The organism is Parablautia muri (assembly GCF_009917485.1).
Classification (GTDB): domain Bacteria; phylum Bacillota; class Clostridia; order Lachnospirales; family Lachnospiraceae; genus Suilimivivens; species Suilimivivens muri.
The window spans coordinates 14,178-31,839 of record NZ_QZDT01000033.1; the positions used below are offsets into that span (position 1 = coordinate 14,178).

At 43.6% G+C, this 17,662-nt stretch carries 14 protein-coding genes; 1 reads left to right on the top strand and 13 read right to left on the bottom strand.

The window, feature by feature from the left end; translation table 11 throughout:
* Positions 1–74: 74 nt before the first annotated feature.
* The 6 genes from clpX to D5281_RS16880 all read right to left on the bottom strand — a co-directional run bounded on the left by clpX (position 75) and on the right by D5281_RS16880 (position 5,593).
* Complete coding sequence (clpX, locus tag D5281_RS16855) at positions 75–1,601, bottom strand: ATP-dependent Clp protease ATP-binding subunit ClpX (protein ID WP_160561272.1); 1,527 nt, start codon at positions 1,599–1,601, stop codon at positions 75–77.
* A 162-nt stretch (positions 1,602–1,763) separates the two neighbouring features.
* The gene (locus tag D5281_RS16860) at positions 1,764–3,122 is read right to left on the bottom strand and encodes a C40 family peptidase (protein WP_277935421.1); all 1,359 of its coding nucleotides are present in this window, start codon (positions 3,120–3,122) and stop codon (positions 1,764–1,766) included.
* 143 nt (positions 3,123–3,265) lie between these two features.
* Complete coding sequence (gene tig / locus D5281_RS16865) at positions 3,266–4,351, bottom strand: trigger factor (RefSeq protein WP_160561273.1); 1,086 nt, start codon at positions 4,349–4,351, stop codon at positions 3,266–3,268.
* A 620-nt stretch (positions 4,352–4,971) separates the two neighbouring features.
* Positions 4,972–5,118, bottom strand: a complete 147-nt coding sequence (locus D5281_RS16870; RefSeq protein ID WP_160561274.1) for a hypothetical protein — start codon at positions 5,116–5,118, stop codon at positions 4,972–4,974.
* Between the two features lie 89 nt (positions 5,119–5,207).
* Positions 5,208–5,354 (bottom strand): hypothetical protein, encoded by a 147-nt coding sequence (locus tag D5281_RS16875; RefSeq protein ID WP_160561275.1) that lies wholly within the window; start codon positions 5,352–5,354, stop codon positions 5,208–5,210.
* A gap of 92 nt (positions 5,355–5,446) precedes the next feature.
* Entirely contained in the window at positions 5,447–5,593 is a 147-nt protein-coding gene (locus tag D5281_RS16880) for a hypothetical protein (RefSeq protein WP_160561276.1), read from the bottom strand.
* Positions 5,594–5,805: 212 nt separating this feature from the next.
* On the opposite strand from D5281_RS16880, the gene D5281_RS16885 reads away from it, so the two are divergent.
* Positions 5,806–6,651 (top strand): AraC family transcriptional regulator, encoded by an 846-nt coding sequence (locus D5281_RS16885; protein ID WP_160561277.1) that lies wholly within the window; start codon positions 5,806–5,808, stop codon positions 6,649–6,651.
* Positions 6,652–6,846: 195 nt separating this feature from the next.
* Here the strand turns inward: D5281_RS16885 and D5281_RS16890 are convergent, their stop codons facing one another.
* From D5281_RS16890 to D5281_RS16920, 7 genes are all read right to left on the bottom strand, one after another.
* Positions 6,847–9,264 carry a glycoside hydrolase family 31 protein gene (locus tag D5281_RS16890; protein WP_160561278.1) on the bottom strand — a complete coding sequence of 806 codons (2,418 nt, stop codon included), beginning with the start codon at positions 9,262–9,264 and terminating at the stop codon, positions 6,847–6,849.
* A 78-nt stretch (positions 9,265–9,342) separates the two neighbouring features.
* The gene (locus tag D5281_RS16895; RefSeq protein ID WP_160561279.1) at positions 9,343–11,013 is read right to left on the bottom strand and encodes a glycoside hydrolase family 13 protein; all 1,671 of its coding nucleotides are present in this window, start codon (positions 11,011–11,013) and stop codon (positions 9,343–9,345) included.
* Between the two features lie 224 nt (positions 11,014–11,237).
* Entirely contained in the window at positions 11,238–12,218 is a 981-nt protein-coding gene (locus D5281_RS16900; protein ID WP_160561280.1) for an ABC transporter ATP-binding protein, read from the bottom strand.
* Positions 12,211–13,191, bottom strand: a complete 981-nt coding sequence (locus D5281_RS16905) for an ABC transporter ATP-binding protein (protein ID WP_160561281.1) — start codon at positions 13,189–13,191, stop codon at positions 12,211–12,213. Before D5281_RS16905 ends, D5281_RS16900 begins: the two co-directional genes overlap by 8 nt.
* A 6-nt stretch (positions 13,192–13,197) precedes the next feature.
* Positions 13,198–14,034 carry an ABC transporter permease gene (locus D5281_RS16910; protein ID WP_160561282.1) on the bottom strand — a complete coding sequence of 279 codons (837 nt, stop codon included), beginning with the start codon at positions 14,032–14,034 and terminating at the stop codon, positions 13,198–13,200.
* Between the two features lie 17 nt (positions 14,035–14,051).
* Positions 14,052–15,050, bottom strand: coding sequence for an ABC transporter permease (locus tag D5281_RS16915; RefSeq protein ID WP_160561283.1), 999 nt, complete (start codon positions 15,048–15,050; stop codon positions 14,052–14,054).
* Between the two features lie 148 nt (positions 15,051–15,198).
* Entirely contained in the window at positions 15,199–17,214 is a 2,016-nt protein-coding gene (locus tag D5281_RS16920) for an ABC transporter substrate-binding protein (RefSeq protein WP_160561284.1), read from the bottom strand.
* Positions 17,215–17,662: the final 448 nt, after the last annotated feature.

Here is a 17,662-nt window from a genome sequence, read left to right on the forward strand (position 1 = left end):
TATTGGGTAGGCATTGTTACTTTTCGTTGGCCGGCTTATTGAGCAAACATCGTCAGCCTTCCCAATCCCTATCGTCACCCTTTATCTTCAATCACCTTCAAATTATCCGGATTTTCCCCGCTGATGCTGCGGATATCAATAATCGGCCCGCCAGTTCCTTCAATATATTCCCTGGTGATCGTCACACGTCCAATATTGTCGTCCTTTGGGATCTCATACATAATATCCAGCATAAAATCCTCTATGATCGCCCGAAGGGCTCTTGCGCCGGTATCTTTCTCCATGGCCTTTTCCGCTATTGCTTCCAGTGCGCCCTCGTCAAATTCCAGCTTTACCTCGTCCAGCTCAAGAAGCTTTTGGTACTGCTTTAAGATAGCATTTTTCGGCTCCTTCAAAATTTTAACCAGCATAGCTTTATCAAGCGCTGCCAATGTATAAATAACGGGGAGGCGTCCTAAAAACTCCGGTATCATGCCGAACTTTTTTAAGTCCTCAACTGTCACTCTGCTGATAATATCTTTTTCCTTATCAAACTTATCTTTCAACTCCGCATTAAATCCTATGGAGGTCTGCTTTTTCAGACGCTGCTTAATAATTTCCTCCAGGTCAGGAAAAGCGCCGCCACAGATAAATAGGATATTTCTTGTGTTGATGGTTGCCAGGGGAACCATTGCATTTTTGCTGTTGGCTCCTACCGGCACCTCCACATCTGCGCCCTCCAAAAGACGCAGCATCCCCTGCTGTACACTCTCACCGCTGACATCCCTGCTGGTGGTATTTTTCTTTTTGGCAATCTTATCGATCTCGTCTATGAAGACAATTCCCCTCTCCGCCTTTTCCACATCGTTATTCGAGGCGGCTAAGAGCTTGGAAATCACACTCTCAATGTCATCGCCTATATAGCCCGCTTCTGTAAGTGAGGTGGCGTCTGCAATGGCAAGGGGCACATCCAAAAGCCTTGCCAGGGTCTTTACCAGGTAAGTCTTGCCACATCCCGTAGGCCCAATCATCAGCATATTGGACTTTTCGATTTCTATGTCATCCATGGTGCCTGTTGCCACTCTTTTATAATGATTGTACACCGCCACGGAAATCACTTTCTTTGCATGTTCCTGCCCAATCACATAGTCGTCCAGCTGGGCCTTGATCCTGTGAGGCGGCGGAATGTTTTTGATATCCAGCACCGGTTCTTTCTTGGTCTTAGGCTTTTTCTTTTTAAGCCTCTGCTTGTTGGGGATTCCGCCCTCTCCCTGCAAGTCCGCAATATTAACGAAGCGAATATTGGGATACCCTTTACCGCTCATATTTTTATTCAGGTCATCGATAAAAGACGGATTATTCAGCATTCCCTGGTAGTCAAACTGGCTCACCGTATCCATGGTCTTATGCATACAGTCGTTGCACACCGTAATGTTATTGGGCAGCTTAAACATTTTTCCCGCCTTGCTTTCAGGGCGGCGGCAGATAAAACAGACATCCTCATATTCCTTCTCCTTTTTCTCACCGTCTCCTTCGTTTCCGCCGACTGTTTCTTTTGTATCTGAAGCCGTACTTTCCAATTCTTCTATCTCGTTCATATCTCTCTCATCAAAATCTGACATCTCTTTTCCTCTCATTCTTCCGCACTAAACTTTTCAACAATCTTCGGCGCCGATTTGGGCCCTTTAGAGCTTCTTACACCATTATAAAGTATTCCTGGCTTTTGCACAAGCTTGCCCCTCACACCTGTATATATGGTAGTAACAACAGTTCATCCTCTTGTTTTATACGATTCTCCTTACCGCCAAAATCTCCTTATAGGTAGCAGTGGTAATCTTAATCCCCGTTCTCTGCGTACTGGCATGTACAATCTGCCCGTTTCCAATATAAATACCCACATGCCCTGCATAACATACGATATCTCCTGGCCTCGCCTCTGAATACGAAACTCCCGTTCCCGTACTTCTAAGAGAATAAGATGTCCTGGGAAGGTTATAGCCGAAGTCCTTATATACTCTCCAGACAAATCCGGAACAGTCCGCCCCTTCTGTTAAGCTTGTTCCCCCTGGTACATAAGGATTTCCGATATATTGGCATGCATAATTTGCAATCTGTTGTCCCTTACTGCCTGAGCCGGAATAGCTGGACGCTGATGCATATCCCCCTCCGGAGGACGACCCTGAGGAGGATGACGAATCCGAAGATGATTTTTCGGATGTGTCAGAGGAAGATGTTCCGGAAGATTCTTTTTCTCGCCTTTCCCGTTCCTCTGCTTCTCTCTGCAAAGCCAGCTCCTGCGCTTTCCTTGCCTCCTCCTCAGCTCTCTTTGCTTCTTCTATTTCAGACTGCTTACTTGCCGCCTGGGCTTCTAACTTTTTAATTTCATCATTCTGTCTCTTAATATTCGCTTTATAAATTGCCGCTTCCTGCCTTGCCTTGGCAAGCTGGGCCTCATAATTGTCATAAGTAGACTTCTTCTCATTTAAAATGATTTCAAGGCTTGCTTTTTCCTCCATCAGCTCATGCTGCTGAGCCTCCAGCTCGTCCATTTCTTCCTCCAGTTTTTCCTGCAAAGCCTCCACTTCTTCTCTGGCTGCCTGATAATCAGCAAGAAGCTTTCTGTCATACTCATACAGCTTTTCCACATACTCTGTTTTGTTGAGCATTTCAGCCATACTCTCACTGGCTAAGAGCAGCTCCAAATAAGAAGAGTTTCCCCTCTCATACATAAACTGAATCCGCAGCTTCATTGCTTCATATTGGTTCCGCTCTACAATTTTGGCTTGTTCCAGATCTGCTTTCGTCTCCTCAATCTGTTCTTCTTTTTCCTCAATTTCTTCCTCTATCATTTCCACACTGGCAATGGTTTCCACCAAGGCAGCATCTATTTCTTCGATCTCCTCTGCCACCGCATCCACATCAGACTGGATAGCATCCGCCTTGCCCGAAGCGTTATTATATCTTTGCTGTTCTTCTTTCTTCTTTGCATCCGCTTCTTTTTTCTTTTCTTCCAGCTCCTGCTTTTGCTTTTCCAAATCAGAAATAGAGGTAGCCCCTACCGGGTCTGCCACTGACAGCATAATTGATAATGACATAGCCATCGCAAGCCATCTGACTCGTTTTTTCTTCTTATTTTTATACATTTTCCCGCTTCACACCCATATCTGCCTGCATAAACGAAAGACTAAGCGCTTATGTCCTGCATAGAATCCCCTGTACATTAAAATATCTTCCCTGCTTCCAATTATATAGACAGCTAAAACACCGCTATGCTTTTTAAATCCGCCTATTGTTCAGAAACAACCGGACTTTTTACCACTGCATTCTCTCCAAGAAATTCTCTTACCTTTTGAATCAGCTGAAATTCCCTGTAGGCATCCACATCAATTTCCGCTTTATAAGCCTCTACGCTTTCATACTTATAACGCTCGGCCATCTTGGCAAAATCTTCCTCCAGCTCCTCCTCTGTCACTAAAATACCTTCCTTATCTGCAATCGCCGCCAGCATAATATAACGCTGGGCCGTAAACCTTGCCTGTTCCAGCAAAAATTCTTCATAATTCTCCACACCACTGCCATAAGCATAAGATATATACTGTTGGAGTTCCATGCCATACATTTGCGCGTAGGAAGTCAAGGTATTGGTCAAATTTTCATTGAGTCTGTTTACCATACCATCAGGAGGCTCCTTAAAACTGCTGCTTTCCTCCACTGCCACCACTGCCTCGTCCATCTTCTGCTCCTCAAAATCCGCCTGAGCCTGGGCCATCAAATTATCATATACATATTTTTCATATTCTTCCACCGTGCTGCAGTCCGTAAGGCCAAGCCCTTCCACCAGCTCGTCCGTAATATGAGGCGCGCTGATTCCATTGACTGTCACAGTAAAAACGACATCCTTACCCGCCAGATCCGGATTGCTGGCATAGGGATCCGGAAACGCTAAATCAATATCCTTAGTCTGTCCAATTTCCATCCCCACAACACCATCTTCAAAACCCGGAATAAATCTACCTGATCCGATCACCAGTTCTGCACCTTTTGCAGTTCCTCCCTCAAAGGCCACCCCGTCCAGCTTGCCCTCATAATCAATGTTGGTAATATCCCCCATTTCCACACTACGGCCGCTTACAGGCTCCGCATAATTGGAAAAAGCGCTTTTTATATATGTCTTCATAGCATCATCTGAAACCTCAGGCGATGCAACTTCAATTTCCACACCTTTATACTCACCTAAGTCAACATAATCCTCTGCTTTAAAATCCGTAGTATATACAAGTCCGCTGGTATCCTTATTCCCACATCCTCCCAAAATACCTGCAAATAGAGTCATCGCAAGTGTGATCGAAGCACTTCTTTTCATCAAATCCATTTTTATAAAATCCTCTTTCTTAATTTCCCCATGCTCTATAACCTGCTCGTTTAAAAAGGGAACACAATATCATAAGCTGCCACGCTTCGCCGGCAGCTTACCAATTAACGTTTATTTTTCGCAGCATTTTTTAGAAGGGTACTATATTTTTATATCACAAATCAAAAGTTAACGAAAGTGTTTCATTCAATTTTAACGAATAATTCATAATTTCATTCTTCAACGGAGTTATTTTTCTGTCCGGGGCCTGCTTGATAGCTGCCTGCCGGAATGAAAAAGCCAGTGTCTTCTTTTTTGGAAAACACCGGCCATTTACTGGTATCTAAAATGCATTTTTCTTCTCTTTTCGTTTTATTTTTTCTTATGTCCTTAAAATGTCTTAGAACGCTCTAGGAGACACATTCAGCAGTGTGTAGGAATTCCTTTTCATCATCTCAGCTGCCTCATCTTCATTTTCTACATGCAATAAAACGACTTTGTTATTTGCAAGATATTTTTCTACCATTGTCTTCATATAATTTTTCATAATCATGATACCTTTCCTTCCTCATTTTTTGTTTCTATTGTTTCAGTTCTATTGACTGTCTGCTATGTTACTTTTTGTTGTTATCATCCCTCTTTTAGAAAAATCTGGGTGATACGTTCAACAGTGTATAGGAATTTCTTTTCAGCATTTCCTCAGGTGCATTTTCATTTCCTACATACAGCAAAGCCACCAGATTGTTTACAAAATAATTTTCTACCATTGTTCTCATATAATTCTTCATAATTGGGCACCTCTTTCTTTTTTTCTATTTATCGTTCTACTTCGTTCCTATTCAGTTTTCGTTATGACTTATTTAATTTTTCTTTCTTCTTAGAAAAATCTAGGTGATACATTCAACAGTGCGTAGGAATTTCTTTTCAACACTTCCTCAGGTGCATTTTCATTTCCTACATGCAGCAAAGCTACCAGATTGTTTACAAAATAATTTTCTACCATTGTTCTCATATAATTCTTCATAATTTAGCACCTCTTTCTTTATTTGATTTTTGTTTTTGCTATTTTGATATTTTGTTTCATTCTTGTTATTTCTTATTTAGTTTTCTTTCTTCTTAGAAAAATCTGGGTGATACATTTAACAGTGTATAGGAATTTCTTTTCAGCACTTCTTCAGGTGCATCTTCATTTCCTACATGCCACAAAGCAACCAGATTGTTCACAAAATAATTTTCTACCATTGTTTTTAAATAATTCTTCATGATTTGTCACACCTTTCTATCAGATTTGCTTTTTATGTTCCGGAGCTGTTATCTTTATCTCCGTTCCGTTTACAATATGGAGCATACTCCTTTAAATGGGTTTGAACTAGATAGTTTTTTGACTTGTTTTAAGGCAATATTGATATTATTATATAAAGTAAACAGATACAAATTTGTACATCAGGTTTTGCCCAATTATGAGGAGGTACCCTATGAATCACAGCTATTACGAGCAGCCCCAAAAGAGCAGCCCTCTGGGAATCCGCATTCTCTACCAGACCCTTCCCGGTGGGTTTAATCCGTTGCACTGGCACGAGACTCTGGAATTTTTATATCCCCTTAACGGAGATGTGGAGCTTTTAATGGATGGAGCGCAATATCACCTTCCCAAAAAAAACCTCACGGTAATAGAGTCCCGTCAGGCACACAGCATGTTAGTCTCCGGAGAGAGAGCCATGAATATCTGTATCCATGTTTCTAAGGAGAAACTCAAAAGCTATCTGCCGGATATTGAACTTTATCAGATTCACTGCGTACCTGACGAAATCCGTGACGAACAGTTTTCCGCCTACCTGGAAATATGCCAGATGATGACCCGGCTGACCAAGCTGTACTTATTAGAAACCCCTGAAGTTTCATTAGAGTCGGAAGGCATCATCCTGCAGGCCCTTGCCCATCTTCTCCGCCATTTTGGAATCCGGGAGCAGGGAGAAGCGCCCGATTCAAATCAATTATTAACCGACCGGATCCATCAGATACTCTCCTGGGCCGAGGAACATTACAGCGATCCCATCTCCTTGTCGGATGTGGCGGACCAGCTGTCCATCAGCCGGGAATACTTCTGCCGCCTATTCCGCCAGAGCATGGGAATCACATTCCAGGAATATCTCACAGGCCTAAGGCTAAATCATGCTTATCAGGATTTACTTTACACAACCACACCGATTTCAGAAGTTATGGAAAAAAACGGATTTACAAATCAAAAAAGATTTAATGCAAGTTTTAAGAATTTATATGGATGTACCCCTTCCGAGGTACGCAAGCGGGAAATCAAGTAACCTGGGAAGATCAAGCGAAAGCATCCACTTTATAGTAGAAATGAATCAATTAGAAACCAGATTTTCAATTTATAGGCCAAGTCAAACATCCTAACCGAAATAACAAGGCAAAAACTGGACATTACAAAGTCCAGTTTTTGCCCTGATATAATTTATTTGACTATCTGAATTGCACCACAAAGCGCCTAATACTTTTTACATCTGATAAGCAGTCACAATTTCTAACAATGCGCCCCGCAGCCCATCATCAAGGTCCATTGCCTGCAGTTCACCAGCCAAAACATTCAGTTGTCCTTTACACTTATCCATAAGTGCGAAAAGAACCTCTTTTTGCATAAAAGGAATCTCAGCCATATTAAGCAGCTCATCCACCTGCTCCATAATCGGGTTATCCACTACAGCTGCATCTTCAGGCAGACGGATTTCAACCGTATCTTCCGCCGTCACATCCGTAAGCGCAACACAAAGCTCATGGCACTTTGCACAATAAGTAACCTGCGCTTCAATTTCATTGCCATTTTTCAAAATAACAGCCTTTTCGGCCGTGCTTCCAATCACACGAATCGTATAAGCGCGTTTTTCAGGTAAAAGTTTCGTATTTCCTTCAATCGGATGCAAAGTAAATGCTTTTTTATCCGCCCAGCATACTTCCATTGGTGTCTTTGCACAATCGCCCTGCTCATAGCCGCAGGAAACATTGTCGTCCTCATAAAGGGTGAAGGCGCCGTCAGCTCCGGCATATACCCTGATTTCCAGATGCTTCGGATTCTGCTCTACTTCCTTCGCGCTGATTTCATCCGTCATAGGCACAATCGCACCTGCACGGGCCAGAACAGGTATCTGGGACAGCGGCCGGTACAATTCCATTGTGCGGCCTCCTTCGTAAACAGTTCCCGTGAAGAAATCAAACCAAAGTCCCTCCGGCAGCCATGCGTTAACCTTTGCAAGGCGTACACTTGGAATCCGCTTGGTGGTCACAGGCGCTACTAACAGCTCTGTACCAAATAAATACTCATTGGGCACTTTGTAAGATGCAAACTCGTCCGGCGCAAGATAGTACATCGGCTGGCAGAGCGGTTTATCTTCTTTCCATGCGCGATAGTTCATTGTGTACAGATATGGAACCAGTCTGTGGCGCAGACGTAAAAATTCGCCCATCACGTGCGCTGCCTCCATGCTAAACTTCCAGGGCTCCTTGCCGCTGAATCTGCTGTTACTGCTGTGGAGACGGTTAATCGGTGAGAACACACCGTACTGGTACCAGCGAACCTCAAGCTCCTCATCCCTGTATCCCATCATGTGGCCGCCGATATCATGGCTCCACCATCCATACCCTATATTAGAAGCCGTATTTGTAAAATAAGGCTGAAAATCCAAAGACTCCCATGTGATATGTGTGTCACCGGAAAATCCGATAGGATAACGGTGGGAACCGGGGCCTGCGTAGCGGGAAAAGGTCATTGGCCGCTTTCCGTCCCTGCCACTGTCCAAATAATGGAAATGATTCAGCATCCATAAGGGGTCAAGCCCTTCAATTTTTGTGTTCGTTCCCTGTTGCCAGTCTAACCACCAGAAATCCACACCTTCTTCTTCCATAGGATGATGCACTTCGTCAAAATAAACGGAGAGGAATTTCGGGTCAGCAATATCAAAATTCACCGGTTCTTCTTTAGAAGTATCTACCCCCATAGCCTTTGCCACCTTCGGGTAACAATCCTCATAAGCACGGATACCGTCTGCCGGATGGACATTCAGCGTTGTCTTCATGCCGCGGTCATGAAGCTTTTGTAAGAAGCGCCTGGGATCCGGGAAAAAGTCTTTATTCCAGGTATATCCTGTCCAGCCGCTGCCGTATTTAGGGTCAATCTCTACCAGATGCCAGTCCATATCAATTACCGCCACACTGAAAGGAATCTCCTCTTTATCAAACCGATCCATCAGTTCCATATAAGATTCTTCCGTATATTGATAATAACGGCTCCACCAGTTGCCAAGTGCAAATCTGGGCAACATAGGTGTTTTGCCGCACAAATAATAAAAATCTTTAAGCGCGTCTAAATAATCATGCCCATATCCAAAGAAATACAAATCCTTAGCGCCTTTTTTCCTGGGTTGTACGAAACCATCATCCGCAAGCAGCAAGGATGTGGAATCGTCAATCACGGCAAACCCGCTCCGGGACAAAATGCCACTTTCCAGCTCACAGGCTCCGTTTACCGTATCCAGCGTACGGGCCGTTCCCCCAAGATTCCCAATAAATCCGCCCATCTCCTCGGGTTCTCCAAAATGCCAGGTCCTGGAAAAATAAGCGTTCTTCACACCCAGGCATTTACAGGAAAGTCCATGGCTGGTAAATTCCTTTTTGTCATAATTTAACTGTAAATGCTCTGTCATCAGCTGCAGCTCATCCTCTGTTTCCTTAAGCTGATAGGATGTAACCGGAAAATCACGGTTCAAAACCATCTGGGTAGCCGCATCGTTAAAAACGCCTTCCGCGCTGTATTCCAGCCGAAGCAGTCGAGAAGTCAGAACCGTAATGCGATAGCAGTCGCCCTGAATCATATTTTCTCCACAGGCCGCCGGATTGTTCTTTATTTTTAAATAATCTTTCATAAACGAATCTCCCATTCTTATACCCTTGCATACCACAAGCTATGCTTGCGGCACTGCCACCAATAAAAAGCTGAAACTTTATTTACATTTTATTACCATGGCCTCGTAAGGTTTTAATTCAATTATCCCCTCCGCCTTATCTCTCTCATAGTTGCCAATCAGAATCTGTGCACCGCCAAACTCCGCCGGAACTTCATAACTTATCTGCTCCTTTGTAAAGTTACAGATTACCAGCAGCTTCTGCCCATCCAAAGAACGCGTGTAAACATACAGTGAATCGTGCTCCGGCTCTAACAAATCATAATGGCCGTAGACCATAATCGGCTCCGCTTTCCTTAAGGCAATCAGCTTTTGATAATAGTGGAAAATAGAATTTTTATCCTCAAGCGCCGCTTTTGCATTGATTGTCGTATAGTTGGGATTAACGCCAATCCATGGAGTACCCGTGGTGAAACCTGCGTTCTTGCTATCATCCCACTGCATAGGTGTACGGGCATTATCCCGGCCTTTCAAACGGATAAAGTGCATCATATCTTCCTTGGAGATCAGCCCTGCTTCGGACATTTCCTTGTAGGCATTGATACTCTCAATATCCCTGACCTCCGAAATATCCGCAAAAGGCATATTGGTCATACCTAATTCTTCACCCTGATATACATAGGGCGTTCCCTGCATCATATGCAGGCAGGTTGCCAGCATCTTAGCGCAAACCTCTCTATACTCCGGCGAATCATCCCCAAATCTGGAAATCGAACGAGGCTGATCATGATTGCTTAAATACAGGCTGTTCCATGCCTTCCCTTCAAGCTCATTTTGCCATGCGCTCATTACCTTCTTAAATTCTATCAGCGGAACCCGCTTATCCGTCCATCTGCCATTTTCATCTGAGTCAAGACCCACATGTTCAAAATGGAAAACCATGTTCAATTCATTTTCATGAAAGCCGGCATAGCGTTTTGCTTCATCAATCGTAACACCTGCCGCCTCGCCTACGGTCATCAAATCATAGTGAGAAAGTACTTTCTGATTCATTTCCTTAAGAAATTCATGTACCCGGGGCCCATTTGCACAATCTGCATATCCATAAAGAGCCTTAGGCCCTTTAGGACCGTCCGGCAGTCCGGGCCGCTTTGAAATAAGACTGATAACGTCCATACGGAAACCGTCAATTCCCTTCTCGCCGCACCACCAGTTCATCATGGAGAATACTTCCTCACGTACCGTGGGATTTTCCCAGTTAAGGTCAGGCTGTTTCTTGGAAAACAAATGCAGATAATACATATCCGTAGCATCATCATACTGCCATGCGGAACCGGAAAAATAACTGCCCCAATTGTTAGGCGCCTGTCCGTCTTTCCCCTCCCGCCAGATATAATAATCCCGGTAAGGATTGTCTTTGCTCTTACGGCTCTCTAAAAACCATGCATGTTCATCGGAAGTATGGTTTACCACCAGATCCATCATCAAACGCATTCCCCGCGCATGAATCCCCTCAATCATTTTGTCGAAATCTTCCATGGTTCCAAATTCCTGCATAATCGCCTGGTAATCGCTGATATCATAGCCATTATCATCGTTGGGCGACTGATAGATTGGAGAAAGCCAGATTACATCAATCCCCAGTTCTTTTAAATAATCCAGACGTGACGTAATGCCGTTCAAATCTCCAATTCCATCCCCGTTACTGTCCATAAAGCTGCGCGGATATATTTGATATACAACAGCCTCTTTCCACCATGCTTGTTCCATACGTTAGACCCCCATTCTTATCAACAGAACGCATATTGAACGTGTATAAAATACACCATGCGTCAAAAACTGATTTATTGATTTCAATTTCAGTTTCTTATACTATATTCTTCTTTTTAATTATATTCTTTACTCTGATATTCTATAAAATTTCTATAATAGTATGGGACTCCTGGCAAGCCGAGAGTCCCATTCCTATATCGTATCATTTACAGCTTACGCCTTTATGCCTTCTTTTCCGTCAAAGGATGATAGCAAAGCACCATACGCTCATTCCCCATCTGGGTAGGCGCAGGACGTTCCTGCCTACATTTATCTGTAGCATACGGACAGCGCGGAGCAAACTTACAATATTCAATTGCATACTCTTTGCCTTCCATATCAGGCATAGCCGTTGCATCCTTCCATTTGTCACCAACACGGGGCACAGAATTCATAAGAAGGTCTGTGTACGGATGCGCCGGATTATCCATAATTTCTTTCGCCGGACCATATTCAATCAGGCAGCCACGGTAAAGGGTTGCAATATAGTCGGACACATAGTATGCCGTTGAAAGGTCATGGGTAATATAAATAAATGAAATTTTATATTTATCACGCAATTCCTTAAAAAGATTGACGATATTCATCTTCATAGAAGCGTCAATTGCCGCAACTGGCTCATCAGCGATAATCAGCTTCGGACGTGTAATAAGCGCACGGGCGATAGAAACACGCTGCAACTCACCACCGGAAAACTGCGTAGGATATTTGCCCTTCACAACCTGAAGCGACATACCAACACTCTTTAAAGCTTCATCCACCACTCCGTCAGCTTCACTTCTATTCTTCGCAATGCCAAGACGAAGCGCCGTATTATATAAATAGGTATCTACTGTTTTCCGTGAGGAAAAAGATTCGTACGGGTTCTGAAAGATAGGCTGTACATCATGCTTAAACTGCTGTGGGTCATAGCTTTTCTTGTCAGCATAAGATTTGCCATCCAGAATAATCTCACCCATATCAGGATTGTGCAGACGCAGAACCATCTTACACAATGTGGATTTACCACATCCGGACTCCCCAACGACAGACAGAATGACGGGCTTATCATTGTCAATGGATAAAGAAACATCATCCACGGCCACCAGTTTCTTACCACGTATCATACCGCCTACTCGGAAAATCTTACTGACGCCTTTAATTTCCAATAATTTCTCAGCCATTCTTCTTCACCTCCTCCTTTAATAAGTGGCAGGCAGCAAACCGCCCGGGAGTTATTTCACGGAATTTCGGCACTTCACTGCGGCAGCGGTCTGTTGCATGTGGACAGCGAGGCGCAAAACGACAGCCTGGAGGCGGGTTCTTAAGCGCAGGCGGACGACCTGCAATACCTACTCTTTGAACATCCTCACCTACACGAGGCAGTGCGTCTACAAGCATCTTTGTATAAGGATGAATCGGATCATTAAAAATATCCTCTGTCTTTCCAAGTTCTGCAATGCTGCCGGAATACATGATCGCCATACGGTCTGTAATCTGATAATGCACACCCATATCATGGCTTACGATAACCAGTGAATTCTTAAGCTGCTGCTGCAAGCGCATCAGCATCATCAAAATACCTTTTTGTACCACAACGTCAAGAGCTGTGGTAGGCTCATCTGCAAGCACAAGGCCGGGAGCCATAAAAGTTGCAAGCGCAATAATCGCACGCTGGCGCATACCGCCTGATAACTGGAATGGATAAGATTCCAATACGTCAGGAGAAAGGTTCAGTTCCTTTAAATAATCGGCAACTCTTGCCAGAGTCTGCTCAGGTGTTTCATTTTTCTTATCTTCCTTTGGAATGGAATCAAGAAACTGCGTCTTTAATCGAACGATTGGATTTAAAACACTCTGCGCTGCCTGTGGCACATAGGAAATATTATTCCACCAGGTTTTGCGAATCTGACCGGATTCAAAAGAATATTTCTGTCCGTTCTTCTCACCCTCTAAGACAACACGTCCTTTATCAATAACAAGCGGAAACTCTACAATATCATAAAGAGTGTTCAGCAGGGTTGTTTTACCGCAGCCGGATTCTCCTGCAATGCCGAATATCTCATTGTCATGAATCTCAAAGTTAATGTCATTGAGCACATGAACATCACCATCAATGGTCTTATAAGAAGTCGACAAGTTTTCGACTTTCAGCATATTCTATCACCTGCCTCTCTTCATAGCTTGATAATCATTGTAACCTGTAATAAGCAAGAACAGGCCAATGAATAAGATAACAGTTGCAACAATCGGCGCGCCGATCCATAACCAGCGTCCTGCAAGAACGGCGTTATAATTTCTAGCCCACTGAATCATATTACCTAAGGATACCAAGTTACCTGGTGACAAGCCAAGCACTGCAAGGCTGGACTCTGAACCGATTGCGGAAAGTGTAGCATTCATAAAGTTGGAAAGTGACCACGAAAGTGCAAATGGCAAAATCTCTGTTACAACAATCTGCATGGTGCTCTCTCCTGAGAAACGGGCCGTATGAATGAAGTCACGTTCCTTAATTGTCAGCGCCATAGAACGAATCTGGCGGCTGGGCCATGCCCATGCAAATAATGCAAGTACAAGAGCCATAACGATAACCGTAGCGCCGCCCTTCATCAGGGATGTCATCATAATCAAAATCGGCAAAGACGGAATTACCACGAAGGTATCTGTGATAATCATAAGTACTCTGTCCAATGTACCACCTGCAAAACCAGCCAGCAATCCCACTAAAACACCGGCAACCGTACCAATCGTAGCAACAATCAAACCAATCAGCAATGAGTTGTGAATTGCTTCAATTAAAAGCCACACAACATCCTGCCCCATACTGGTAGTACCTAACCAATGCTCCCCCGATGCGCCTAAGTTGTTCGGGTAGGTATTAAATGTAAACGGATCCGTATGTGGGAAAAAATATACAATAAATCCAATAATCATAAAAAAGCAAGTAACAATCAGTCCTGTTTTCAGACGGAAGTTCGCTGTTTTCCAAAATTTCTTCATGTTTATCCCCCTTCCTATCAGCCGTACCTGATGCGCGGATCAATGAACGGATAAATCAGGTCAACGATCAGCGTTGCAGTAGAAATTGCCACAATAGAAATCGTAATACAGCCCAGAATCATGTTGTAATCTGACTGCAGGATAGCACTCTGAATCAAGGAACCAACACCAGGATACCCGAAAATAATCTCTGTCATAATGGAACCGCCAAATACACCGCCAAGACTCATGGCAAGGGCAGTAATCTGTGTCAAAATGGAGTTACGAAGCACATAGCTCTTACCAATCGTTGCCTCGGACAGACCACGGAAACGGGCATAACGCACATAATCTTCTTCAGCCGTAGTACTTGCAAGGGATTTCATGGATATAATCCACCAGCCGGTACCAAGCAGCAACAATGAAATTGCCGGAAGCACGGATGCCTTCATAAGAGATCCAAACCACGGTCCGAAACCAACGCCCGTCTTAATAACTGCCTGCAACGGGAACCATTTTAAAACGAAGGCAAAGATAATCTGTAATACCAAAGCCACCAGGAAATAAGGGATGGGGTATATACAAATCGCTATACCTTCCAAAATCTGCGAAGATTTCTTGTTCTTTCGGAAACCGGCAAGCAAACCGATAAAGTTACCGATCACCCATGCAAGAAACGTGGATGTTAATGACAAAATCAATGTATATGGAAGATATCGTCCGATAATGGTACCAACCGGTTCCGGATAACTCATAAGAGATGGGCCAAAATCAAAATGAAGCAGTCCATTCCATAAGAAAGAACCATATTGTTGCAGCATTGACCCTTCAAGACCAAATTGTACACGTAGCTGTTGTCTAAGTGCATCCATCTCGGCCGGGTCCATATTACCTGAACGTGTCTGCATCTGCGCAATCATGTTCTCAACAGGATCTGATGGGAACATACGTGGAATAAAAAAGATGAAAGTAACGCCAATCCAGATTGTAAGTGCCCAGGCGAGTACACGCTGCAGAAAGAATGTTTTAAATTTCATACACAGCACTCCTTTACTATTAAGCAAGGACGGGGCCGTAAGCCATCAACTTACGGCCCCGCCTTTTAATGATACAACAGAAAATCACTTTATCAATTTTCTGCCAGCACGAATCATGTTACTAACGTTCTAAGCATCCTACTGCTGATTAACCCTGTGTCGGATGAATGTTCGGGAGCATATATTTGAAGCAGCTCCACCACCACCAAGGACCATCATATGGATTGTTCGCATTCGGATAGCCTTCCCAATAAGTAGAATTGGTAGGAACGAACTTGGTACCGGAAAGGAAGTTAATTTCACACATATCCTTCACACATTCCTGAAGGAATTCAGTATGCAGTTCATAAGACTTCGGATCTTCAGGGTCAATGTTTGCTAACTCATGAAGAATCTCTGTCACACGCGCATTGTTCCAACGCATACCCTGACCTGAACCAGTCTCACCAAGAGGCTTAATCAACTCAGAATCAAAGCCGCTGATTGCAGAATAGAAATCTTTCAGGATACCGCCTGAAGGCCAGTAACCAGCAATATCAAAGTTACCCTGTCCGCCGTCTACATCCCATGTTGCGGAGGATTTAGAAGCGATTGTACACTGGAATCCAAATGCCTGTAACTGATTGTAAACAGCCTGAACACCACGTGCCTCCTGGAACTCAGCGTCAGCTAAGTAGCTCAGCTCGAATGTGAAAGGTGCGCCATTGTAATTCCAAACGCCGTCAACCTTCTCAAGGCCAGCCTTCTCAAGCAGCTTAGTTGCAGCTTCTTCATCATGTTTCCACCAGCCTGCACCAAACATAGTAATCAGTTCTTCATCTGTACCGCTGATACCTAAAGAACTTGCCATGCGCCGTGCATAACCTGTGTCATAAGGCTTAAAGGTTGTGCCATCACCCAAATCAAGTTCGAAATTCTCTAACCATTCCTGCATCGGAATTGTGTAGGTTTCCTGTAAGAACTGTGTATTGTTCAAAAGAGGAATAGGTGCTACACGTCCTGCGCCTGAGAATGTATTCATGGAAATCTGGTCGATATCCAGAGCAAGGCAGATACCCCAACGGAAATCAGCATTGTCATAAGGTGCGCCCTTGCCATGTGAGAATACGATACCCTTTGCGCCCGGGTCATCAGGGTTAGCATATGGGAAATCATCATACCAGCACTTGATGTTAGGGTTAGAAGCGTTCATGGTCTGGAACTCTTCCAGAGTAACCTCGCAAAGCAGGTCGATTTCGTTGTTGATCATTGCCATCTGTTTTGTTGTGGAATCCGAGAAGGTGCGGAACCAAACATATTTAGGAGGAACACCGTCAGCCGTATAACCAAATTCCGCAGCGCCTACAACGCCCAGTGTACTGTCCTGCCAGTCTTCACGCAGTTCATAAAGAACCCACATTCCAAGACTATCATAATCTTTTACCGTATAAGGGCCTGCAACAACAGGAGCTTCATCCTTAAATGTGGTAACGTCCGCCTGCTGTGAGTAAATATGTTCAGGAACGATACGGTAATCGGTTCCCCATACGGTGATGCCGTAACGCTGTACGAAACGAGGGAACGGCTCTTTCATATTAAATTTTACGGTATAATCATCAACCTTCTCAACGGAATCAATGTACAGGTTGGTTGCCGCGCTGGCATTGATTGCACTGTTGTCTTTGATCATGTTAAATGTGAAAACAACATCATCTGCGGTTACATCTTCTCCGTCAGACCACTTGATTCCCTGACGAATCTTTACTGTCCACTCTGTGAAATCATCATTGGATTCCGGCAGACCATCAGCAATTTCACCATACTGCTCACCTTTAGCAGTATTCATTTCCCATAAATGTGCACTCATCATCTGATGAATACCAAATCCCATTGCAGTACCCTGCATGTAAGAGTTAAACTGACCAGGTGTATCCGTTGAGTTCTGGCACTCAACAATCAAGGTCTCGGCACGAGGAGTGCCAACTTCAGTGGTAATGCCTTCAGCAGCTGCCGTACCGCCACCTGAGCTTTCTGAACTTCCCGTATCGCCTGCTTGGCCGGAATCGGAAGATTCTGTTCCGGATGTACCACCCGTAGAACCTGAGTCCGCACCGCCACCGCAGCCAACGAGCGTAACAGCAGCCACTGTTGCTGCCATTAACATTGCAATAACTTTTCTACGCATTTTCTTCCTCCTTTAAAATAAGTATGGGCAGTTTCAAAGTTGCAACCGCATGCTATTTTAACAAATCCTGCTGCCCTATTTATATAAATTTTCTTTTCGCTTATGTCAAAACAGAACTTCTCTGCTACCTCCCTTTTCATAAACGAAAATGAAACTTTATATACGCGGAATCATGGCATTTTTCTTTCAAATTCCCTTTAATGGTATAATAAAAAATATCCAAAACGTTTGTTCGATTTTAAAGTAAATCTTCCAAACTTCAATGCTCAAAGCTTAAAATATGTACAAAACAAACGTAATATATGTATCATTCATGTACATTTAATAGTCTATAATTGTCATTTACTGTACATTTTTACTATATGAGCATAATCATAGTTTACCCGAAATTGTTCAAAAAAGCAATAGCTAATTAATATAATTTTTATTTAATAGATTTCATTCCGGC